Source organism: Nocardia cyriacigeorgica (assembly GCF_005863245.1).
Classification (GTDB): domain Bacteria; phylum Actinomycetota; class Actinomycetes; order Mycobacteriales; family Mycobacteriaceae; genus Nocardia; species Nocardia cyriacigeorgica_C.
The window spans coordinates 152,076-172,794 of sequence record NZ_VBUT01000004.1 but is presented as its reverse complement, the minus strand read 5'-3'; the positions used below and the strand labels follow the sequence as shown (position 1 = coordinate 172,794).

Annotated in this window: 18 protein-coding genes and 1 tRNA gene; 8 read left to right on the top strand and 11 right to left on the bottom strand. The window is 69.0% G+C overall.

Going from position 1 to position 20,719, the window contains the following annotated elements; genetic code table 11:
- Window positions 1-49: 49 nt before the first annotated feature.
- Together FEK34_RS29940 and FEK34_RS10735 are read right to left on the bottom strand one after the other, a co-directional pair.
- Entirely contained in the window at window positions 50-220 is a 171-nt protein-coding gene (locus FEK34_RS29940; RefSeq protein ID WP_171048135.1) for a hypothetical protein, read from the bottom strand.
- Between the two features lie 142 nt (window positions 221-362).
- Window positions 363-1,619, bottom strand: coding sequence for an FAD-dependent monooxygenase (locus FEK34_RS10735; protein ID WP_138447708.1), 1,257 nt, complete (start codon window positions 1,617-1,619; stop codon window positions 363-365).
- Between the two features lie 101 nt (window positions 1,620-1,720).
- On the opposite strand from FEK34_RS10735, the gene FEK34_RS10730 reads away from it, so the two are divergent.
- Window positions 1,721-2,299 carry a TetR/AcrR family transcriptional regulator gene (locus tag FEK34_RS10730; RefSeq protein WP_138447707.1) on the top strand — a complete coding sequence of 193 codons (579 nt, stop codon included), beginning with the start codon at window positions 1,721-1,723 and terminating at the stop codon, window positions 2,297-2,299.
- A gap of 245 nt (window positions 2,300-2,544) precedes the next feature.
- Here the strand turns inward: FEK34_RS10730 and atzF are convergent, their stop codons facing one another.
- The 3 genes from atzF to FEK34_RS10715 all read right to left on the bottom strand — a co-directional run bounded on the left by atzF (window position 2,545) and on the right by FEK34_RS10715 (window position 8,614).
- Window positions 2,545-4,278, bottom strand: a complete 1,734-nt coding sequence (gene atzF / locus FEK34_RS10725) for an allophanate hydrolase (protein ID WP_138447706.1) — start codon at window positions 4,276-4,278, stop codon at window positions 2,545-2,547.
- The gene (gene uca, locus FEK34_RS10720; RefSeq protein ID WP_249359073.1) at window positions 4,279-7,821 is read right to left on the bottom strand and encodes an urea carboxylase; all 3,543 of its coding nucleotides are present in this window, start codon (window positions 7,819-7,821) and stop codon (window positions 4,279-4,281) included.
- An 85-nt stretch (window positions 7,822-7,906) separates the two neighbouring features.
- Window positions 7,907-8,614, bottom strand: a complete 708-nt coding sequence (locus tag FEK34_RS10715; protein ID WP_171048134.1) for a GntR family transcriptional regulator — start codon at window positions 8,612-8,614, stop codon at window positions 7,907-7,909.
- A 170-nt stretch (window positions 8,615-8,784) separates the two neighbouring features.
- Here FEK34_RS10715 and FEK34_RS10710 point away from each other — a divergent pair, with 170 nt between their 5' ends.
- The gene (locus tag FEK34_RS10710; protein ID WP_138447704.1) at window positions 8,785-10,008 is read left to right on the top strand and encodes a cytochrome P450; all 1,224 of its coding nucleotides are present in this window, start codon (window positions 8,785-8,787) and stop codon (window positions 10,006-10,008) included.
- Between the two features lie 12 nt (window positions 10,009-10,020).
- Complete coding sequence (locus tag FEK34_RS10705; protein WP_138447703.1) at window positions 10,021-10,608, top strand: TetR/AcrR family transcriptional regulator; 588 nt, start codon at window positions 10,021-10,023, stop codon at window positions 10,606-10,608.
- Window positions 10,609-10,681: 73 nt separating this feature from the next.
- Here FEK34_RS10705 and FEK34_RS10700 read toward each other — a convergent pair.
- The 3 genes from FEK34_RS10700 to FEK34_RS10690 form a co-directional block, all read right to left on the bottom strand.
- A tRNA-Pro gene (locus FEK34_RS10700) sits at window positions 10,682-10,755 on the bottom strand.
- 60 nt (window positions 10,756-10,815) lie between these two features.
- On the bottom strand, window positions 10,816-12,135 hold the full coding sequence (locus tag FEK34_RS10695) for a hypothetical protein (protein ID WP_138447702.1): 1,320 nt from the start codon (window positions 12,133-12,135) through the stop codon (window positions 10,816-10,818).
- 38 nt (window positions 12,136-12,173) lie between these two features.
- Complete coding sequence (locus tag FEK34_RS10690) at window positions 12,174-13,136, bottom strand: metallophosphoesterase (RefSeq protein ID WP_036532211.1); 963 nt, start codon at window positions 13,134-13,136, stop codon at window positions 12,174-12,176.
- A gap of 115 nt (window positions 13,137-13,251) precedes the next feature.
- Between FEK34_RS10690 and FEK34_RS10685 the strand changes: the two genes are divergently transcribed.
- Entirely contained in the window at window positions 13,252-13,716 is a 465-nt protein-coding gene (locus FEK34_RS10685) for a GatB/YqeY domain-containing protein (RefSeq protein ID WP_138447701.1), read from the top strand.
- 58 nt (window positions 13,717-13,774) lie between these two features.
- Here FEK34_RS10685 and FEK34_RS10680 read toward each other — a convergent pair whose 3' ends face one another.
- Window positions 13,775-16,123 carry a penicillin-binding protein gene (locus FEK34_RS10680; protein ID WP_138448101.1) on the bottom strand — a complete coding sequence of 783 codons (2,349 nt, stop codon included), beginning with the start codon at window positions 16,121-16,123 and terminating at the stop codon, window positions 13,775-13,777.
- Window positions 16,124-16,562: 439 nt separating this feature from the next.
- Between FEK34_RS10680 and FEK34_RS10675 the strand changes: the two genes are divergently transcribed.
- Window positions 16,563-16,886, top strand: a complete 324-nt coding sequence (locus tag FEK34_RS10675) for a WhiB family transcriptional regulator (RefSeq protein ID WP_011206869.1) — start codon at window positions 16,563-16,565, stop codon at window positions 16,884-16,886.
- Here FEK34_RS10675 and FEK34_RS10670 read toward each other — a convergent pair.
- Together FEK34_RS10670 and FEK34_RS10665 are read right to left on the bottom strand one after the other, a co-directional pair.
- The gene (locus FEK34_RS10670) at window positions 16,879-18,027 is read right to left on the bottom strand and encodes an ArsA family ATPase (protein WP_138447700.1); all 1,149 of its coding nucleotides are present in this window, start codon (window positions 18,025-18,027) and stop codon (window positions 16,879-16,881) included. The genes FEK34_RS10675 and FEK34_RS10670 overlap by 8 nt on opposite strands.
- Window positions 18,024-19,043 carry an ArsA family ATPase gene (locus FEK34_RS10665; protein ID WP_138448100.1) on the bottom strand — a complete coding sequence of 340 codons (1,020 nt, stop codon included), beginning with the start codon at window positions 19,041-19,043 and terminating at the stop codon, window positions 18,024-18,026. Before FEK34_RS10665 ends, FEK34_RS10670 begins: the two co-directional genes overlap by 4 nt.
- Before the next feature lie 169 nt (window positions 19,044-19,212).
- Between FEK34_RS10665 and FEK34_RS10660 the strand changes: the two genes are divergently transcribed.
- The 3 genes from FEK34_RS10660 to FEK34_RS10650 are packed head-to-tail and all read left to right on the top strand — an operon-like array spanning window position 19,213 to window position 20,684.
- Window positions 19,213-19,377 carry a DUF4177 domain-containing protein gene (locus tag FEK34_RS10660; RefSeq protein ID WP_014348616.1) on the top strand — a complete coding sequence of 55 codons (165 nt, stop codon included), beginning with the start codon at window positions 19,213-19,215 and terminating at the stop codon, window positions 19,375-19,377.
- A gap of 11 nt (window positions 19,378-19,388) precedes the next feature.
- Entirely contained in the window at window positions 19,389-19,877 is a 489-nt protein-coding gene (locus FEK34_RS10655; protein WP_138447699.1) for a RidA family protein, read from the top strand.
- 15 nt (window positions 19,878-19,892) lie between these two features.
- Window positions 19,893-20,684, top strand: coding sequence for an MBL fold metallo-hydrolase (locus FEK34_RS10650; protein ID WP_138447698.1), 792 nt, complete (start codon window positions 19,893-19,895; stop codon window positions 20,682-20,684).
- Window positions 20,685-20,719: the final 35 nt, after the last annotated feature.

Below are 20,719 nucleotides of genomic sequence, written 5' to 3'. Positions count from 1 at the left end.
TTGTATCGGCCGGACCGGTCTCGCGGGGTGATCGGTCCGGCCGGGCAGGTCAACGCGAGACGTACCGGCTCTTCCGGAAGCTGAGCAGCAGAGCTACTGCGGTCACGATCCATACGGTGAGCGCGACCCAGGCTTCGCCGCCGCCGAAGGTAACCATCCACTGCTCGCCGATGGCCGATCCCAGTTCCCTGGTGCCGACGCTGCGAAGCGCCCCGCCCAAGGTTGCGGGAGCGCGGTGACCGCGACCGCGAGCGATTGGGTCGCGATCACACCTGGGTCAGTGTGGCACGGCGGCCGACGATCCCGCGGCAACCGCCAGCGACATGCCGACGCCGGCCACCTCGGTGACCGGCGACGCGGGATCAGCGCGCGGGTGTGGTGGCCGGGTAGTCGGGCAGGTCGTAGGTTTCGGTCTTGGACAGCATCTTCATCATGAGCGGCTTCATGATCCGCGCCGTCATCAGCTTGCTGACCAGCAGTCCGGCCCGGATCCCGAACCGGGTCTTCGGGGTCATCGCGCGCAGGCCGCCCGGCTGCAATTCCTGCGCGAGCGCGACGAACGGACGCAGCACCCGCTGATAGTTCTCCAGCGCCCGACGCGGGTCGTCGCGGTGCGTGGCGATCTCGCCGGCCAGCACATACGCGCCGACCAGTGCCATCGCGGTGCCCTGGCCGGTGAGCGGGGACCCGCAGTAGCCCGCGTCGCCGAGCAGCGCCACCCGGCCCTCGATCCAGCTCGGCATATCGATGCGGGCCAGTTCGTCGAAGTAGAAGTCCTCGGCCTCGGTCATCGCGGCGGTGATCGCGGGTGCGGTCCAGCCGCCGCCGGCCAGCCGATCGCGGATCAGCTGCTGCTGGGCCTCGACGTTGCGGCGCAGCGCCGGATCGGCGTCGGCGCGGATGACGACCAGCGCCTTGGAGGTGGCCGGATCGGCATCGGGGCGCATGCCGAGGCCGGTGGCGCCGGGCAGCGAATGCATGGTGAACCAGTGCGGTTCGATGCCGGCGGGGGTCGGCATGGTGAAGAAGGACATGTAGCCGCCGAGGTAGGTGCTGAACTGTTCCTCCGGGCCGAAGACCAGGCGTCGGGTGGCCGAGTGCAGGCCGTCGGCGCCGATGACGAGGTCGAAACGTTCGGTGCCGCCCGAGGCGTAGGTGACCTGCACGCCGTCGTCGTCCTGGGTGAGCGACTCGAGCCATTCGCCGTAGCGGTAGTCGCAGCCGCCGGCCGCGTCGATGGCGTCGAGCAGCACCTGGTTCAGGTCGCCGCGGGTGATCTCGATCTCGGCGACGCCGCCCTTGCCGTCGAACATGTCGGCGGGCATGCGCAGCAGTTCCGTGCCGTCCGCGTCGACGTGCACCATGCCGCGTTCGTCGAGTTGGTGCGCGCGGATGCCGGGCATCAGGCCCATCCGCTCGGCCACCTCGCGGCTGGGGCCGCGCAGGTCCACGGCTTGACCGCCGGGTCGGGGAGCGGCGGCGCGTTCGATCACGGTGACCGGGATGCCGTATCGGAGTAGTTGCAGCGCAACGGCATTGCCGCCGATGCCGCCGCCGGATACGAGGACGCGGGGGCGGTTGGCGGGCTGGGAGGTGTGGGTGGCGGGCTGGGTGCTCATCGCTGGATCCTTCGTTTGCTCGAACGTCTTAGACAAATGTCTAACAGATGGCTTGCACGTTTGTCTAGTACAAATGTTCAAGACGTGCGTACGATGTGGGTATGGGAAACAAGGAGGACCTGCTCGCGGCCGCCAGGGCCTGCGTGTACGAGCGCGGATTCGCCGCGACCACCGCGCGCGATATCGCCAATGCGGCGGGGGTGAGCCTGGCCGCGATCGGCTACCACTTCGGGTCGAAGGAGCGGCTGCTCACCGAGGCGCTCACCGCGGAATCGGGCCGCGAGATCGGCGACGCACTCGATGAGCGGATCAAGGCGGCGAGCAAGGACGGCCGGTCACCGGCCGAGGCCTTTCCGCTGGTGTGGAACGACATCGCCGAGGTGTTCGCGCGCAATCGGCAGATGCTGGTGGCGAGCGTGGAGAACGTGATCCGGATTCACCGCACACCGGGCGAGGCGGCGCATATGTCTGGGCTGCTCGCGGAGGCCGTCTCGGAGCTGGCCGACCTGGTGGTGCAGTCGCATCCGGAATTGAGCGATGAACAGGCGCGGGCGATCGCGCGGCTGTACTTCGCTTTGCTGAACGGGCTGGCGTTGCAATGGATTACCGAGCCCGAGGGGGAGCTTCCGAGCGGGGATGAGCTGGCGGTGGCGATTGCGGCACTCGCCCCGCGGAGTTGACCGCCGGCACCGGCCGTTATTCACGCCACTGGGTACCGCGCCGCGCGGCGAGGCCTTGAAGATGGCGTCCTGCTGTTCGGGGCCGCATCGGAAGCGTTCGGTCCGCATTCGGTGGACGACGTCCCCGGCGCGCCGCTGATCGGGCAGCGGCGCGCCGGGTTGTCCGCGGGTGCGATGGGTTCTGTGCGCGCGGACTATCGGCCGGTGCACGGGTTCCGAGCGGCCGGTTCCGAGCGCTGGACTGCTCAGCTGAGCTGCTCGAGGTACTTCTTCCACCCGCCGAACTCGGTGATGTCGGTGGCCGCGACTGCCGCGTCGTAGGTGCAGGCGAAACCGACGACGGTGCGGCCGTCCTCGAGCTCGATATTCGCCAGCGCCATCGGGGCCGGTAGCGCGGCGAGGAAGGATCCGAGTCCGGCGGCCGAGACCCCGAACAGCTCACCGACGATCGGCGCGCCCTGGCCGGGACCGTGCCGCACCAGGCCCGGCTTGGGCGGCGTGGTGTCGAGCGCGGTGAGCCGGTAGGCGTCGGTAGTGCGGATCTCGCCGGCGAAACGGGCACCGATCTGCTCCAACTGCCAGTGCAGTGGCTGGCCGCGCAGATGCGCGCCGAAGACCGCGAGTTCGGCGTCATGGGCGAACAGCGCGGGCGTCGAGTCGGTGCCCACCAGGCGCGCCGCGATATCGATGGCGACCTGGTCGGCGAAGGCGGGCACCACCACCATCACGCCGAAGGGCGAACCGTCGGCGGTGCGCGCGCCCGGGACGGCCACCGCCGCCATGTCGAGCAGGTTGCAGAAGTTGGTGAAGGTGCCCATCCTGCGGTTGATGGTGATCGGGTCGGCCTGCACCGCGGCGATGGTTCGATGTTCGGTGGTGGTCGGCAGCAGCAGCCCGTCGTAGCCGTCGAGCAGGGCTTTCGCGGCCGCGCGGGCGGTCGCCAGGGTGTCCAGGTCGGTGGCGAAACCGGGGCCGGTGGTGTGCTCGGCGGCGCGGATGATGGCCGCGACCGTGGGGTCGAGGGAGTCCGGTGGGGCGGTGGCGAGGAACTCGCCGACGGCGGCGTACCGCTCGGCGACGATAGCGCCGTCGTAGAGCAGGAGGGCCGCCTCGAGCAAGACCGAGATATCGACCTCGGTGACCGATACACCGGAATTGGCCAGTCCTGCAACAGTGTTGGTGAACGCTTCGCGGTAGGGCGCGCTCAATGCGGTCAGGTCGGCGGCGCGCGGAACCGCGAGCTTCGGCTCCCGCGGTGCGCTCAGCAGTACATCGGCGGGCCGCTGACGGCTGCGCGGATCGCGTGGATCCGGACCGGCCATGATCGCGGACGCTGCCACGGCTCGTTCCAGGTCGGCGGCGAAAACGGTGACGGCGTCGAAATCCGCGCAGGCGGGCACCACGCCGTGCACCGGCACCACACCGAGGGTCGCCTTGATCCCGACGATGCCGTGTAGGGCAGCGGGCACCCGGCCGGATCCGGCGGTGTCGGTGCCGATGCCGATATCGGCGATGCCGAGCGCGACCGCCACCGCCGAACCCGAACTGGAACCGCCCGAAACCAACTCGGGCGCATGAGCATTGCGCACCGCACCGTATGGGCTGCGAGTACCGACGAGGCCAGTGGCGAACTGATCGAGGTTCGTCTTGCCGAGCACGATCGCACCCGCCGCGATCAGCCGCTCGACCGCGGACGCGGTCACCTCCGGGGTGTAGGCGAAGGCCGGGCAGGCCGCGGTGGTCGGCAACCCGGCGACGTCGACGTTGTCCTTGACCGCGACCAGCAGCCCGGCCAGCGGCAGCTGCTCACCGTCGGCCAGGCGCTTTTCGATGGCAACGGCCTCGGCGGTGACCTCGGCTTCCGGGCGAAGGGTGATCCACACCTCCGGCCGGTCGACCTCCGCGATCCGGCGGTAGGCGGCGGCGACGCGCGCGGTGGGCGAACCGGGTAGGGCGTTGCCGGGGAGGCCGGTGGTCATCTAGTCGACTCCGATCACTGCGAGAGGGGTTCCGGGTTCCACTTTGGCACCAGGGGTGGCGAGCACCTTCAGTACCGTGCCCGCCTCGGGGCACTGCACCGGCAATTCGAGTTTCATCGCTTCCAGTACGGCGACCGTCGCTCCGGCGGTGAGTCGTTGTCCTGCTTCGACTTCCACCCGCCAGACATTGCCGATCATCGGCGCGGTCACCACCGTGGCACCGGCGGGCATCCCCGCCAGCGGATCGTCCACGGTCTCGCTGACGACCTCGGCGGTGCCGCGATCGAATTCGCCCGCGGCCTGCCAGGCCTGTTTTTCCGCCTCGAACGCGGCAGCCTGCCTGGTCTCGAATTCGGCGATCGAATCGGCCTCTTCGCGCAGCAGTCGCAGATGGTCGGCCAGTGCGAAGCTGCCCTCGCTGACCTCGGCGTCGAACCGTCCCGCGGCCGCCGCGGCGCGGTAGTCGAGCAGCTGTTCGGCGCTGACCGGTTCCCAGACGATGCGGTCGAAGAACCGGAACAGCCACGGCGTTCCGGATTCGAACGGGGCGCGCTGGCGGTAGCTCGACCAGATCGGCACGGTCCGGCCGATGAGCTGGTAACCGCCGGGGGAGGCCATTCCGTAGACGCACAGGTACTTGCCGCCGATACCGACGGCGTCGGACGGGGTCCAGGTGCGGGCCGGGTTGTACTTGGTGGTCACCAGCCGGTGCCGCGGGTCGAGCGGAACCGCAAGCGGCGCACCGAGATACACATCGCCGAGGCCGAGCACCAGGTATTCGGCGGCGAACACCGTAGCCCGCACGTCGTCGACGCTGTCCAGGCCGTTGATGCGGCGGATGAACTCGGTATTCGACGGCAGCCACGGCGCACTGTCGCGTACACCGCTGCGATAGCGGTCGATGGCCTCCGCGATCGACGGGTCGTCGAACGACAGCGGCAACCGGACGGTGCGGCTGGGCACCACCAGGTCCTGGGTGGCCGGGAGTTCGGTCTCCAGTTCGGCCAGCACACCGAGCAGCCGATGCTGGGGCAGGACGTCGGGATCGAAATGGATGTGCAGCGAGCGCACACCGGGCGTCACGTCGATGATGCCGGGCAGCCCGGCACCGGCCAGCGCGGTGGACAGCGCGTGCACCCGCATCCGCAGGCCGAGGTCGAGCACCATCTCGCCGTATTCGACCAGCACATTGTCGTCACCACCGCGCAGATAGCGGACCTGCGGACGGTCGGCGGTGCCGTCGACGCCGCCGAGGATGCCGCGATCACTCAGTCCGGCCAGCGGTTTCGGCACCGTGGTGCGGCCCCGCGCGGTGTTCGACGCGCGCAGTTCGCTCGCCGTAGCGTCGTCCACCGGGACGAAGCGGACGGTATCGCCGGGTCGCAGCTGGCCCAGTTTCCAGCGGTGCGCCGACACCACCGTCAGCGGGCAGGCGAAACCGCCGAGGCTGGGGCCGTCGGGGCCGAGCAGGATCGGCGTGTCACCGGAGACGTTGAGCGCGCCGACGCTGTACGGGTTGTCGTGCAGGTTCGACGGATGCAGGCCGGCCTCACCGCCGTCGGTGCGCGACCAGGTGGGCTTGGGGCCTTCCAGTCGGATGCCGGTGCGGTTGGCGTGGCTGCCGACCCGCCATTCGTGGGTGTAGAACTGCGCCATATCGGCGTCGGTGAAGTAGGCGGGCGCGGTCTGCGGGCCCTCGCCGACGGCCAGCTCCCACAGGTGCGAGAAGTCCGGGCGCTGCGCCGCCGGGATCGGGTGCGGTTCGGTCTCGGCCGCGTCGGCCAAGTGCAGGACATCGCCGGTGACCAGCGCTTTACCCGTCACACCGCCGAAACCGCCGAGGGTGAAGGTGGCGGCGCTTCCGTGATAGAGCGGTGCGTCGATGCCACCGCGGACCGCGATGTAGGTGCGCAGGCCGGTGTCGGCGGGCGCACCGACGTCGAGCACACTGCCCGCGGCCACGGTGATCGGCTCCCACATCGGCACGGGTTCGCCGTCCACCTCGACCGGTGCGTCGGCGCCGCTCACACACACCACCGCGGCGTCGGAGAAGCGTAGCCGCGGACCGTGCAGCGTGCACTCCAGCGTGGGTGCGCCCGCGGGGTTGCCGACGGCGGCATTGGCGAGGGTGAACGAGAGGTCGTCCATCGGGCCGGAGGGCGGAATGCCGACCTCCCACAGGCCGATTCGGCCGGGGTGGTCCTGGATGGTGGTCATGGTGCCGGGACGTTCCACGTCGATGCGGGCGGCGGTGGGCCGGATATCGGCGAGGGTGGCGGTGATGTGGCCTGCCCGGCGCACCGTCGGGTCGGTCGCGGCGGCGAGCAGTTGCGCCAGGTTGGTCTGCACGCCATGGATGCGGGTCTGCGCGAGCGCGCCGGACAGCGCGCTGAACGCCTCCTCGCGATCGGTGCCCTGGGTGATCACCTTCGCCAGCAGCGGGTCGTAGTAGGGGCTGACCTCGGTACCGGTGCCGATCCAGGTGTCGACCCTGGCCTGCTCGGGGAAGGTGGTCTCGGTGATCAGGCCCGCGCTGGGGCGGTAGTCCTGGCCGGGGTCTTCGGCGTAGACGCGGGCCTCCACCGCCCAGCCGGTGATCGGCGGGCCCGTTTCGGGCAGCTCGTCCAGCATCGCGGTATCGCCGCCGGCCAGCCGCAGCATCCATTCCACCAGGTCCACCCCGGTCACCGCCTCGGTCACCGGATGTTCCACCTGGAGGCGGGTATTCATCTCCAGGAACGAGGCCGCGTCGCGGTCGGCGTCGTAGACGAACTCCACCGTGCCCGCCGAGCGGTAACCGACCGACCGCGCCAGCTCACGCGAGACCGACAACAGCCGCTGTGACAACTCGGTCGTGAGCCCGGGCGCGGGCGCCTCCTCGACGACCTTCTGATTGCGCCGCTGCAGCGAACAGTCACGGGTGCCGAGGCTGACCACCCGGCCCTGGCCGTCGCCGAACACCTGCACCTCGACATGACGAGCCCGCGCCACGAAACGTTCCAGGAACACACCGGAGGTGGCGAAGTTCGTCGCGGCCAGCCGCTGCACCCGCTGGTAGGCCGCACGCAGCTGATCGGCGTCATGGCAGGCCTGCATGCCGATGCCGCCGCCACCGCCGACGGCCTTGAGCATGACCGGGAACCCGATCCGCTCGGCCTCGGCGACCGCGTGATCGGCCGATTCGAGCAGGCCGGAGCCGTCGACCAGCGGCACGCCGACCGCACGGGCGGCCTCACGGGCGGTGTGCTTGTCGCCGAAGATCCGCAGCTGTTCCGGCGTGGGTCCGACGAACGCGAGGCCCGCCTTCGCCACCTCGGTCGCGAATTCGGCGTTCTCGGACAGGAACCCGTACCCGGGGTGAATCGCACCGGCGCCGGTGGCCAGCGCCGCCTCGATCACGCGGTCGGCGCGCAAATATGATTCCGCCGCCGCGCTCGGCCCGAGATAAGCTGCCGCATCGGCCATTTCGACGTGCGCGGCGCCCGCGTCGGCCTCGGAATAGACCGCGACGGTCTTGAGGCCGAGAGTGCGGGCGCTGCGCATGATGCGGCAGGCGATCTCGCCCCGATTGGCGACGAGGACGGTATCGAAATCCAGGCTCACGTCGGGCTCCTGTGTTCAGTTGGGACTAGTCGGTGGCCAAGGACATGGCCGCGATCGCGCGGGTGACGCGGTCGAGCACGACGTCCAGCGATTCGCCGATATGGGTGTGCAGCAGCCGGTAGGCCAGCGAAAGATCTTCGGCGAGAACGGCATCGAGAATGGCCAGATGCTCGGAGATGGTGGTCTCGATCCGGTTGTTGACCATGAAGTCGTACATCCGCACATGGCGGATGCGGGAGTTCACCGACCGCAGCGCCCGCACCATCTCGGCATTGCCAGAGGCGGTCAGCAAGGTGACGTGGAATTCCTCGTCACGGACCACGAAACCCGGTTCCTGTTCGGGCGGGTCGGCCTGCAAGTCCAGCCAGGCCTTGCGTTCGGCGGTCAGTAGCGCTTTGTCGTGCACGACGTCCGGGTTCTGCATCGCACGCTGTAAACCGCCCAGTTCCAGGGTGATTCGCAGCTCGTACAGATCGCGCACCAGCGGGATGCTCGGACGCACCGGGGAGAAGCCGTACTCCTCACGTTGCAGCAAGCCGTCCGAACAGAGCACGGTGAGGGCCTCGCGGACCGGTGTGCGCGAGATCCCGAAGCGCGCGGAGACCTTGGGTTCGGTGAGGCGTTCGCCGAACTTGATGTCACCGTTCATCAGTTCCGCGCGCAGGGTTTCGTACACCACGTCCCGCAGCGGTTTTCCCGAGGTATCGGCCGGTGTGGCCACCCGTGTCGACATGCCTGTATACGCTATGGACCTCGCGTTTCCATGGAATCACCGTGCGTAACCGGTAGGTAAGCGTGTGCTCACGGCGCGGCAGGTACCGCTGCGCGTTCGCCGCATTTCCCAGGTCATCCCGGTGGAGATCGCGTGTAGACAAAATGGAGGTTCTGTCTTACCGTCGGAACATGTTGGCGAATGAGTATCGTGTCGATCCCAGGTTCGAACTGCGGTCCGGCCCGTCGTGGCGAGAGCCCTGGGCGATGTATGCCGCACTGCGCGAGCACGATCCGGTGCACCGGGTGGTGCCCGCGGAACAACCCGACCACGACTACTGGGTGCTGACCCGGCACGAGCACGTCTACGCCGCGGCCCGCGATACCGACACCTTCTCCTCCCGCGACGGGCTCACCGTCGAATACGGCGAACTCGAGCAGATCGGATTGACCGCCAACCCGCCGATGGTCATGCAGGATCCGCCGGAGCACACCGAATTCCGCAAGCTCGTCGCGCGCGGTTTCACCCCGCGCCAGGTCGCCGACGTCGAGCCGGTGGTGCGCAGCTTCGTGCGCGAACGACTGGACCGGCTGGGCGAGCAAGGCGGCGGCGATATCGTCAAAGACCTGTTCAAACCGCTGCCGAGCATGGTGGTCGCCTACTATCTCGGGGTGCCCGAGCAGGATCGGGACCGGTTCGACGGCTGGACCGACGCCGTCGTCGCCGCCAGCACCGAACGCACCGCCGACGCCCAGCAGGCCTCGATGGAGATGCTCGGCTACTTCGCCGAACTGATCAAACGCAGGCGCACCGATCCCGGCGACGACACCGTCTCGCTGCTGGTGCAGGCCGGGATGGCCGCCGACGACACCGATGTGAACGGTCTGGTGCAGATCCTGGCCTACACCTGGACCATGGTCGCCGGCGGCAACGACACCACCACCGGGCTGCTCGGCGGTGCGGTGCAGTTGTTGCAGCAGCATCCCGAGCAGCGCGCGGTGCTGGCGGCCGATCCGGCTCGCATCAAGCTCGCCGTCGAGGAGTTCGCCCGGCTGACCTCACCCGTCCAAGGGCTCGCCCGCACCGCCACCCGCGATGTGGAGCTGGCCGGCGTCACCATCCCGGCCGGACGCAAGGTGCTGCTGGTGTACGGTTCCGCGAATCGGGACGAGCAGGCCTTCGGCGCCGACGCCGCCGAACTCGACATCGACCGGAATCCGCAGCGCATCATGACCTTCGGGCACGGCCCGCACCACTGTCTCGGCGCGGCGGCGGCCCGGATGCAGGCGCGGGTGGCGTTGGAGGAGCTGTTGGCGCGGTTCCCGGAGTACCGCGTCGATATCGACGCGGTGGAATACGCGTCCGGACCGTATGTGCGTCGGCCGACCACCGTGCCGTTCCGGTGCGCGGGCTGAGAGGATCAGCGGGTGAGTGGTGACTGGCTGGCGGGTGGCCGGGCCGAACTGGCGGCCGAACGAATCCTCGACGCGGTCCGTGCCTTGTCGATGGACAAGGGCGTGACCGGGGTCGGTATGGCGGAGGTCGCCGAGGCGGCCGGTTGTTCGCGGGCGACGCTGTACCGCTATTTCGACAACCGGCAGTCGCTGTACGTCGCGTTCGCGGCCCGGGAGGCGCGGCTGCTGGTCGAGCGGGTGTGGCGGGCCCATCGCTTCGACGGACCCGATCTCGAGGAACAGCTGCTCGATGTGCTCACCGCACTGCTGGCCGAGGTCCGTAAGACACCGCATCTGGCGGTGTGGTTCGAGCCGGAGAACGCCGGCATCGTCGCGCAGCTCTCGGAGTCGCCGGGCGTCATCGACACCCTCACCGCCGCGTTCGTGCACAACTTCCGGTCCGACCTCGCCCCGGAGGCCGCAGTGCGGCTCGGCAAGTGGACCGTGCGCACCATGGTGTCGCTGCTGACCCTGCCCGGCGCGGGCGAAGACGAGGAACGTGCCCTGCTCCGCAATTTCCTGCTGCCGTTCCTGCTCGACGACCGCCTCGAGATCACCTGACCCGGCCCGGAAAAGAAGGAAACCCTGACCAGCGATGCTGATCAGGGTTCCCGTCGTGTCTCAACCACACGAGTCGGGGTGGCGGGATTTGAACCCACGACCTCTTCGTCCCGAACGAAGCGCGCTACCAAGCTGCGCCACACCCCGTGAAGCGGACCTGAGGTAGCTTACAACAGGTCGGGGCTGGACGTTAAACCGGCAGGTCAATCAGGTTTTCAGGGGGCGAATGCTGGTGAGGACGCGCTTGGCGGTCTCGGGGTCGACGGCGTCGGGGACGCCGGTGTCGGCGGCCAGGACCAGCACGATGGTTCCGGTGCGGGCGGGGACGGCGTAGGTGAAGACGGAGAACTGGTTGGCGCAGCCGGGTTGCGCGGAGTCGAGTCTGCCCGTCGTTTCGACGAGCATGCCCTGCTGCGATCCGTCCGCCGAGGCGAGCGGTTGCGCGGCACCGGGGCGGACGTCGCGGCTGCCGGCGTAGGCGATGGTCGCGGACTTGGTGCCGAGTTCGGTGGCGGCCTGCGCGGGGTCGGCGGTGCCGGATCCGGTGAGGAAGGCGACGGTGCGCGTGGACCCGGGGCAGTAGTCCACGCCGTCGGTGGCCAGGCCGGTGCCGACCACCGCGTCCGGCGGTTCGCCGAACCCGCCGACACTGCCTTCCGGTGCCACCACCCATCCGGCGGGCACGTCGTAGGCAGCGCTGCGGTTGGGCACCGCGACCGGCTGGAATCCCGGCACGATCGGGCCGAGTTCGGCATCGGGGCTGGGATCGGCCGGACGCGACCGTGTCGTCGTGGAACGCGGTGCCCGCGAACTCGATTCGCCGGTGGTGAGCGCGCTGACCATGGACGGGGTGGATCCGTCGGACGCCGAGGCCTCATCGGATCCACTGACGGTCACCGCGACCACGCCGACACCGACGGCGACCACCGCCATGGCGGCGGCACCGAAGGCGAAGAGTTTCCCGGGGGCATTGGGGGCGTTGGGGTCGGGGGAAATGGGTGCAGCGGCTGGTCCGAGGGGGTGGGCTCCGGGATGCTGCTCGACCGGTGCGTTCGGGTTCGTCCAGTTCTGCCCGGGCGCAGCGGGATTCGTCCAGTTCTGCCGGCTATCGGTCCAGTGGCCGGATGGTGTCGCCGCTGTGTGAGGAGCAACGGGCAGACCGGGCTGCGGAGCCGACGGTGGGGAATAGCTCGGCGTGGGCTGCCCGCCCTGTGTCGGCGCGGCATCGGGGGCAGTTGGCGGCCCGAGGTGCGGGGCGGCCGGTGTGGCGTGGCCTGCCGTCGGCTGTCCGCCCTGCGTCGGCGCGGCCTCGGGGCCGACGGGTTGCTGACCCGGCATCGGTCCAGGGCCGGAGAATGCGGGGCCCGGAGCCCACTGTCCGGTCTGGGTGGGCGCCCATGGCCCGCCGGGCGTCGGCGCGGCTTCCTGGCCACCGAGCGGCCAGTACGGCGTTCCCGGGTCGGGAAACGCGCCGGGTCCCGGCTGCCCCGCCGGGTGCGCCCCGTTGCTGGGGTCGAAAGTGTTCACGTTCGTCCTCTTGCCGGCCACAGTCTCGGCAAGCGACCTTAGCGGGCGACGGTCTCCGAGGTCGAAACGCCCTGCGCGGTATCGGAGTTCGGACGCTTCGGGGGTGCGGCGACCAGTGTGAGTAGGGTGGCCTCCGGGCGGCAGCAGAAGCGGTAGGGCGCCCACGGCGAGGTGCCGAGGCCCGCGGAGACATGCAGCCGGGTGTGCGCACCCCACTTCGACGGGCCCTTGACCCGCGAGCGGTCGATATCGCAGTTGGTGACCAGAGCGCCGTACCCGGGCAGGCACAGCTGGCCGCCGTGGGTGTGGCCGGCCAGCACCAGGTCGTAGCCGTCTTCGGCGAACCGATCCAGCACCCTCGGCTCGGGGGAGTGGGTGAGACCGATGCGCAGATCGGCGAGCGGATTGGGGGCGCCGGCGATGGTGTCGTAGCGGTCACGCTGCAAGTGCGGATCGTCGACGCCGGCGCTGGCGATGCGGATGCCCGCCACTTCCAGGTCGCGGCGCACATGGGTCAGATCCAGCCAGCCGCGTTCGGTGAAGGCGGCCCGCAGATCCTTCCAGGGCAGCGGCGCGCCGTGCACGCGGCGGTGGTCGGTCTTGAAGTACTTGAGTGGGTTCTTCGGCACCGGAGCGAAGTAGTCGTTGCTGCCGAAGATGAAAAGTCCTGGGCGCGACAGCAATCCGCCGAGCGCCTGCACAACGGCTGGCACCGATTTCTGATGCGAGAGGTTGTCGCCGGTGTTCACCACCAGGTCCGGTTCCAGCCGGTCCAGCTCACGCAGCCACTGCTGCTTGAGCTTCTGGCCCGGCATCATGTGCAGATCGCTGATGTGCAGCACCCGAAGCGTCGCCGAACCCGGCCGCAGCACCGGCATCGTCGCCTCACGCAGCACGAACGCATTGCGTTCGATGAGCGAGGCATAGCCGACTCCGGCCACCGCGGCTCCGGCGGCGCCCAGCGCGGTTCGACGGACAGCGGAGGTCGAGATCACGGGCATTTGCCCAGCATAGGTGACGGTGGTCTCGAACGCGGCGTGTGTTCAGGCACAGATCGGCCGACCGGCCGGGTAAATGTGGTGGGCCCGTCCCGGCGCAGCGGCTACCGTGAGGCACATGTCGGAACTCAAATCGCAGCTGCGTGCGGATATGACCGCCGCGATGAAATCCAAGGACACGCTGCGTCTTGCCACGTTGCGGATGCTGCTCGCCGCCATCCAGTCCGCCGAGGTCGCGGGCCCCGAGGCACGTGAGCTCTCCGACGCCGAGGTCGTCGCCGTGCTGGCCAAGGAATCCAAGAAGCGCAACGAGGCCGCCGAGGTGTATGCCCAGGCCGGCCGCGGTGAGCTGGCGGCCAACGAGCACGCCGAGGCCAGGATCATCGACGAATACCTGCCCACCCAGTTGACCGACGCCGAGGTCGCCGACATCGCCGATACGGCCATCGCCCAGATCGCCGAGCAGACCGGGCAGCGTCCCGGGATGCGCCAGATGGGTCAGGTCATGAAGATCGCCACCGCGCTGGCCGAGGGCAAGGCCGACGGCGCCAGGATCTCCGCGGCGGTGAAGGCCCGGCTGTAACCGCTCGACCAGCAGATAAACGAAACGCCGACCCGGTCAGACCGGGTCGGCGTTGTCGTTACCGGGGGAACGGCAGCGGAATCGGAATCGGAATGGGCGGCAGCCGCGGCGGTGGCGGAAGTCCCGGCACGCCCGGCGGCGGTCCCTGCGGACCGGGCGGCGGCGGGGTGCGCACGGTGCCGTCGCTGACGTAGATCGTCACCAGCGAGCCCGGAATGGCCGACCCGTTCGGCGAGGACCCGGTCACGGTGCCCTTCGGCGCGGACCCGGGCGATTCCACCGGGGTGACCTTGAACCCGGCCGCGATGAGCGCGGCGGTCGCCTCACCCTGCTTCATCCCGACCACGTCGGGCACCTGCGCGTTGTTGGCGCCGCGCACGTATTTGTCGTCCAGCGGCGGCAGCACCGGCGGCGGGAAGTTCCCGACAACGGGTTTGATCGCGTTGTACCAGGTCCGTGCGGGCTCGTTACCGCCGAACAGGCCGTTGGCGTCGCTGGCACCGCAGTTGCGCAGCGGGAACGAGCAGATCTCGCCGGGCGTCGGGCTGTCGCCGTAGACGTAGACGGACGCGGCCAGCGAGTTGGTGAAGCCGACGAACGCCGAGGAGCGGTGGCTTTCGGTGGTGCCGGTCTTACCGGACATCGGCAGCGTCCAGCCCGCGTTGGCGGCCGCGGCGAAGGCGGTACCGCCGGGCTGGTCGTCCTTGCTCATGGCATTGGCCAGGGTGTTGGCCAGGCCGGGCTCGACCACCTGCTCGCAGGCCTGTTGGGTCAGCGGCACCTGCTTGCCGCTGCGGTCGATCACTTCCTTGATCGGCGAGGGCGGGCACCACTTGCCGCCGGAGGCCAGCGTGGCCGCGACGTTGGACAGCTCGAGCGGGTTGATCGGGACCGGGCCGAGGGTGAACGAGCCGAGGTTCTGGCTCTTGATCATGTCGGCGAGGCTCTGATTGTTCTCCAGCCCCGAGCTGCCGGGCTCGGTGTAGGAGCGCATGCCCAGGCGCACTGCCATGTCGACGGTCGGGGTGACGCCGACGGCCTGGATGAGCTTGACGAACGCGGTGTTGGGTGAGGTCGCCAGTGCCTCGGTCACCGACATCGGCGACTTGTAGCGGCCGGCGTTCTCGACGCAGTAGGTCGCGGGCGGGCAGCCGGGGGCGCCACCGTTACCCATGCCCTGGGCGTTGAACCGGCCCGGCACATCGAGCTGGGCGTTGATGCCCATGCCCTTCTCCATGGCCGCGGCGGTGGTGAACAGCTTGAACACCGAGCCCGCGCCGTCGCCGACCATCGAGTACGGCTGGGCCAGCAGCGTCTCGTGCGCCTCCCGGTTGAGGCCGTAGGTGCGGCTGCTGGCCATGGCGAGCACGGGGTGCGACTCCTGGCCGGGGGCGATCACCGACATGACCTCGGCGATGTTCTCCAGGTCCGGCGGCGCCGCCTCGGTGACCGCGCGCTTGACCGAATCCTGCACGGCCGGGTCGAGGGTGGTGCGGATCAGATAGCCGCCCTTTTCGATCTGCTCGCGGCTGATGCCGGCGTTGGCCAGGTATTGCAGCGCGTAATCGCAGAAGAAGCCGCGGTCGCCCGCCGCGATGCAGCCGCGGGGCAGGCCCTTGGGCTCGGGCAGCACGCCCAGCGGCTCGGTCTTGGCCTTGCGGAATTCGTCGGCGCGGCTGGGGATGTTCTGGATCATGGTGTCCAGCACGGTGTTGCGGCGGGCCAGCACGCCCTCGGGGTTGGTGTAGGGGTTGAGCTTCGAGCTGCTCTGCACCATGCCCGCGAGCATCGCCGACTGCGGCACGTTCAGATCGGCGGCGTCGATGCCGAAGTAGGTCTGCGCGGCGTCCTGGATGCCGTAGGAGGAGTTACCGAACGGCACCAGGTTCAGGTAGCGGGTGAGGATCTCGTCCTTGGTGAGTTCCTTGTCCAGCGTCAGCGCCATCCGGATCTCGCGGATCTTGCGGGCCGGGGTGGTCTCGATGGCGGCGCGGCGTTCGGCGTCGGTCTTGGCGACCACGAGCAGCTGGAAGTTCTTCACATACTGCTGGTCGATGGTGGACGCGCCCTGCTGCACCTCGCCGCTGGTGGTGTTGGTGAGGAACGCGCGCAGCGTGCCCTGCCAGTCGACGCCGTCGTGGTCGGCGAAGCGGCGGTCCTCGATCGAGACGATCGCCAGCTTCATGTCGTTGGAGATCTTCTCGCTCGGCACCTCGAAACGGCGTTGTTCGTAGAGCCAGGCGATCGGATTGCCCGCCGCGTCGACCATCGTCGACACCGCGGGCACCGTGCCCTCGACCAACTCGGCGGAGACGTTGTCGACGGCATCGGCGGCGCGGTTGGACACGAATCCGAAACCGCCTGCGAGCGGGAACAACAGCCCGGCGACGAGCACGGCGGCCAGCATGCAGCTAACGGCCAGCTTCGCGAGCGTATGTCTGATCGGCACGGGACCAGACTAAGGGGTGGGTCGGACGCTCTCGCGGGTGTGTTTGATCCGAATTGCTCGATTGCAGGTCGGGGTGGGTTCGACGGCCGAAACCCGGTCGTGACGGCGGGCAGGTGAGCGCCGCGTTCGATCGAACACGCGATAACGGTCGATTCGGTGGCGTGTCGCGATTGGGTCACTGGCGTGTCGCGTGGTCGCGGCACGGACGTACCAAAAAATCACAGCTCGGTCTTGCGCTCCCGGCATACCTTTACCTAGATTGAGAACCCAGTGTGATAGAGCTAACACTCAAAGTGGAATGTGGTGCACTTCGCAGCGGGGTTTGGGTTGCTGCGAGGCTGACACGCGATTCCGGAGCGCCGTTGACCGGTGTTCGGACTGCAAAGGGGCACACCAAATGCACATGACAACCCCCATCGCTCGATTGGACGTAGAGCAGGCCGAAGCGAGGATCGCCTGGGTATCCCAGGCCCGATGCAAGGAAGTAGACCCCGATCAGCTGTTCGTACGTGGCGCGGCGCAGCGCAAAGCGGCAACGATCTGCAGGCACTGCCCGGTTTTGATGCAGTGCGGAGCCGACGCACTCGACAACCGGGTCGAGTTCGGTGTGTGGGGCGGGATGACCGAACGGCAGCGGCGTGCGCTGCTCAAGCAGCATCCCGAGGTGACGTCATGGGCCGATTTCTTCCAGGCCCAGCGCCAGCATCAGGTGGCTATGTAACCGGCACGGCCGAGCCGGCCGGAGTCCGGGTGAGTTGATCGCCGACCGCGCGTAGCGCTTCGAGATCGGAGACCTCGAAGGGCAGCGCGGTCACCGGCACGATCGGCACCCGAGGGTGGGCTCCGGTGAACCGCAACAGTAGATGCTGTTCGCGTTTCGCGGTCGCCACCCGGTGGGCGTGGATGCGCAGCACCGCCGCCGTCAGCGGATTCGATTCGGTCAACTGGTCGGCGGCGGTCAGCGCGTGATCGGCTGACAGCTCGCTGCGGACCGGATGGGTCCGGTTCAGCACCAGCCCGGCCAGCGGCATCTTCTCGGTGGAGAGCCGGTCGACGAAGAACGAGGCCTCACGCAGGGCATCGGGTTCGGGGGCCGCGACCACCAGGAAGTGGGTGCCCGGCTTGGACAGCATCGCGTAGGTCCGGTTGGCCCGGTCCTGGAATCCGCCGAACAGCGATTCCAGCGATTGCAGGAACAGCGACGCGTCCTTGAGCATCTGGCCGCCGACGATCGTCGACACCCCGCGCACCGCCAGGCTCATGGCACCGGTGACGAACCGGCCGACGCCGCGTCCAGGCGCCATGATCACCCGGATCATCCGGCCGTTGAGGAAATTGCCGAGCCGCTTGGGTGCGTCGAGGAAGTCCAGCGCGTTACGCGACGGGGGAGTGTCGACCACGATCAGATCCCACTCGCGCCGATTCGCCAGCTGCCCGAGCTTTTCCATCGCCATGTACTCCTGCGTCCCACCGAAGGACGAGGCCACGGTCTGATAGAAGGGGTTGGCGAAGATCTGCTCGGCCTTGTCGGGGCTGGTGTGCTCGAGCACCATCTCGTCGAAGGTCCGGCGCATATTGAGCATCATCGCGTGCAGTTCGCCCTTGACCTCTGGTCCGAGCTCCACCCGCTGCGGGGAGTTGCCGAGATCGGCGACGCCGAGCGACTGGGCCAGCCTGCGGGCCGGATCGATGGTCAGCACCACGACCTTGCGGCCGGACTCGGCGGCGCGCAACGCGATGGCGGCGGCGGTGGTGGTCTTGCCGACACCGCCGGAACCGCAGCACACCACGATGCGCGCGCTCGGGTCGCCGATGATCGTCGAGATGTCCAGCTGGGGGGCGCCTGCCTGCGGCGTGCTCATCGGACTCCCTGTGCGGTGAGGTGTTCGGCCAGCTCGTAGAGCCCGCCCAGATCCATGCCGTCGGTGAGCGCGGGCAACGAGATCCGGGAGATATCGATCTTGGCGAGTTCGGTGGCGCTCTCGTCCTGGGCCCGCAGGGTGGCCGAATGCTCGACGGTTTCGGTGATCAGGCCCTGGAAATCGTCCTCGGGCAGCGAGATTCCCGCGCGGTCGAGCCCGGCTCGGATCGCCTCGACGTCGAGGTCGCCCGCAGCGGCGCGATTGCGCTGTTCGGCAGGCAGTTCGTCCTGGCTGGCCCGGTTGACGATCACCGTGCCGACCCGCAGGTCGGCCGCGGTCAATTCGGCGATGGCGTCGGCGGTTTCCTGCACCGGAAGCGCCTCCAGCAGGGTGACCAGGTGGATCAGGGTCTGGTCGGAATGCAGCAGCTTCGACACGCCCTCGGCCTGCGAGGCGATCGGCCCGCCCTTGGCCACCTCGGCCATCGCCTGGGTGACGTCGAGGAAGCTGGCGATCCGGCCCGTCGGCGGCGAGTCCACCACGATCTCGTCGTAGACCTGCTTGCCGGTCTTGTCGACGCGGACCGCGCACTCCTTGATCTTGCCGGTCAGGATGACATCGCGCAGACCGGGCGCGATGGTGGTGACGAACTCGATGGCCCCCATCCGGCGCATGGCCCGGCCCGCGAAGCCCAGGTTGTAGAACATGTCCAGGTACTCGAGGAAGGCGTGCTCGATATCGAGAGCGAGCGCTACCACCTCACCACCACCGTCGGCGGTGGCGATCCTGGTCTCGGTGGGTGGCAGCGGCGGCAGGTCGAACAGCTGGGCGATGGACTGTCTGCTCTCCACCTCGACCAGCAGGACCCGGCGCCCGCCGGCGGCCAGCGCCAGCGCCAGGGCCGCGGCGACCGTCGACTTCCCGGTCCCGCCCTTACCCGACACATAGTGCAGACGGGCCTTGGCCGCGCGTTCCGGCCAGCCGGTCGTCAGCCCCGGATCGGCCGAAACCGGCACTGTTGTTGGTGCTCCCACGTTCGCGAGCCTATAACCCGTTCTGAGATCGCGCCCTAGGGATCCGGATACCGAGGGTGTGGTGTATCAGACAGTGACGTCCGGCTCGTATGACGGGAACGGGCCCGGCTGCGGTCGGAACAGGCCGGAGCCCACCTATTAGGCTCCAGCCATGAGCGATGTGACCCTGTGGGAGTACGCGACCGTTCCGCTGCTCACCCATGCGACCAAGCAGATCCTCGACCAGTGGGGCGCCGACGGCTGGGAGCTGGTGACCGTGCTGCCCGGCCCGACCGGTGAGCAGCACGTGGCCTACCTGAAGCGGCCGAAGCAGTAGGGCGGGCGGCCATGGCACTCGAATCGCCCGCTGCCGAACCCGCAACCCCCTGGCAACGCAATCTCGCCCGGCTCGGCCTGAGCCTGCCCGAGGTCGCCGCGCCGGTCGCGGCCTATCTGCCCGCGGTCCGCACCGGTTCGCTGGTCTACACCTCCGGGCAGTTGCCGTTCGTCTCCGGTGAGCTGTCGGCGACCGGCAAGGTCGGCGCGGAGGTGACCTTGGAGCAGGCCGCCGAGGCCGCGCGGCTGTGCGCGCTGAACGCGCTGGCCGCCGTGCACGATCTGGTCGGCCTCGACGAGGTCGTGCGGATCGTCAAGGTGGTCGGCTTCGTCGCCTCGGCCCCTGGCTTCACCGACCAGCCGCTGGTCGTCAATGGCGCCTCGGAGTTCCTCGGCGAGGTCTTCGGCGCCGCGGGTACGCACGCACGCTCGGCGGTCGGGGTCTCCGAACTGCCGAAGAACACCCCGGTCGAGGTGGAACTCATCGCCGAGGTGCGTTGATCAGGAGGTAGGCCCATGACCCTGACCCATCCCGCCTACGGGCAGCTGCGGCAGGTCACGCCGACCGCGGCGGTGCTGCTCGCGGACAATCCGGGCCAGATGACGCTGGACGGGACCAATACCTGGATCCTGCGGGCCCCGGACGGCCCCGGCTGTGTGGTAGTCGATCCGGGCCCGAAGCAGCGCGCGCATATCGAGGCGATCGTCGCGGCGACCGGCGGCGATATCGCGCTCACCCTGATCACGCACCGGCATTCCGATCACACCGGCGGCATCGACCGCTTGGTGAAGCTGACCGGTACGCCGGTGCGGGCGATGGACCGCGAGTTCCTGCGCGGGAGCGATGCGGCGCTGACCGACGGCGAGGTCATCGTCGCGGCAGGTTTGCGCATCACCGTGCTGCACACACCCGGGCACACCGGGGATTCGGTGAGTTTCGTGCTCGATGACGCCGTGCTGACCGGCGACACCATCCTCGGTCGCGGCACCACCGTCCTCGATTCCACCGACGGCACGCTCGGCGACTACCTGCGGTCGCTGGACCGGCTGGTCGAGGTGGGGGCGGGGAAGGCGCTGCTGCCGGCACACGGCCCGGATCACCCGGATCTCGAGCCGGTCGCGCGCTACTACATCGCCCACCGGCAGGAACGGCTGGAGCAGGTGCGCGCGGCGCTGGCCGAACTCGGGCCCGACGCCGGGCCGATGGCGGTGGTGCGCAAGGTGTACGCCGACGTCGACAAGAAGCTGTGGCTGGCGGCGCGGAGTTCGGTGCAGGCGCAGCTGGAGTACCTGCGGTCGCAGGCCTGACCAGGGACACGTTCGAGGCCCGGTCCGCTAGCTGC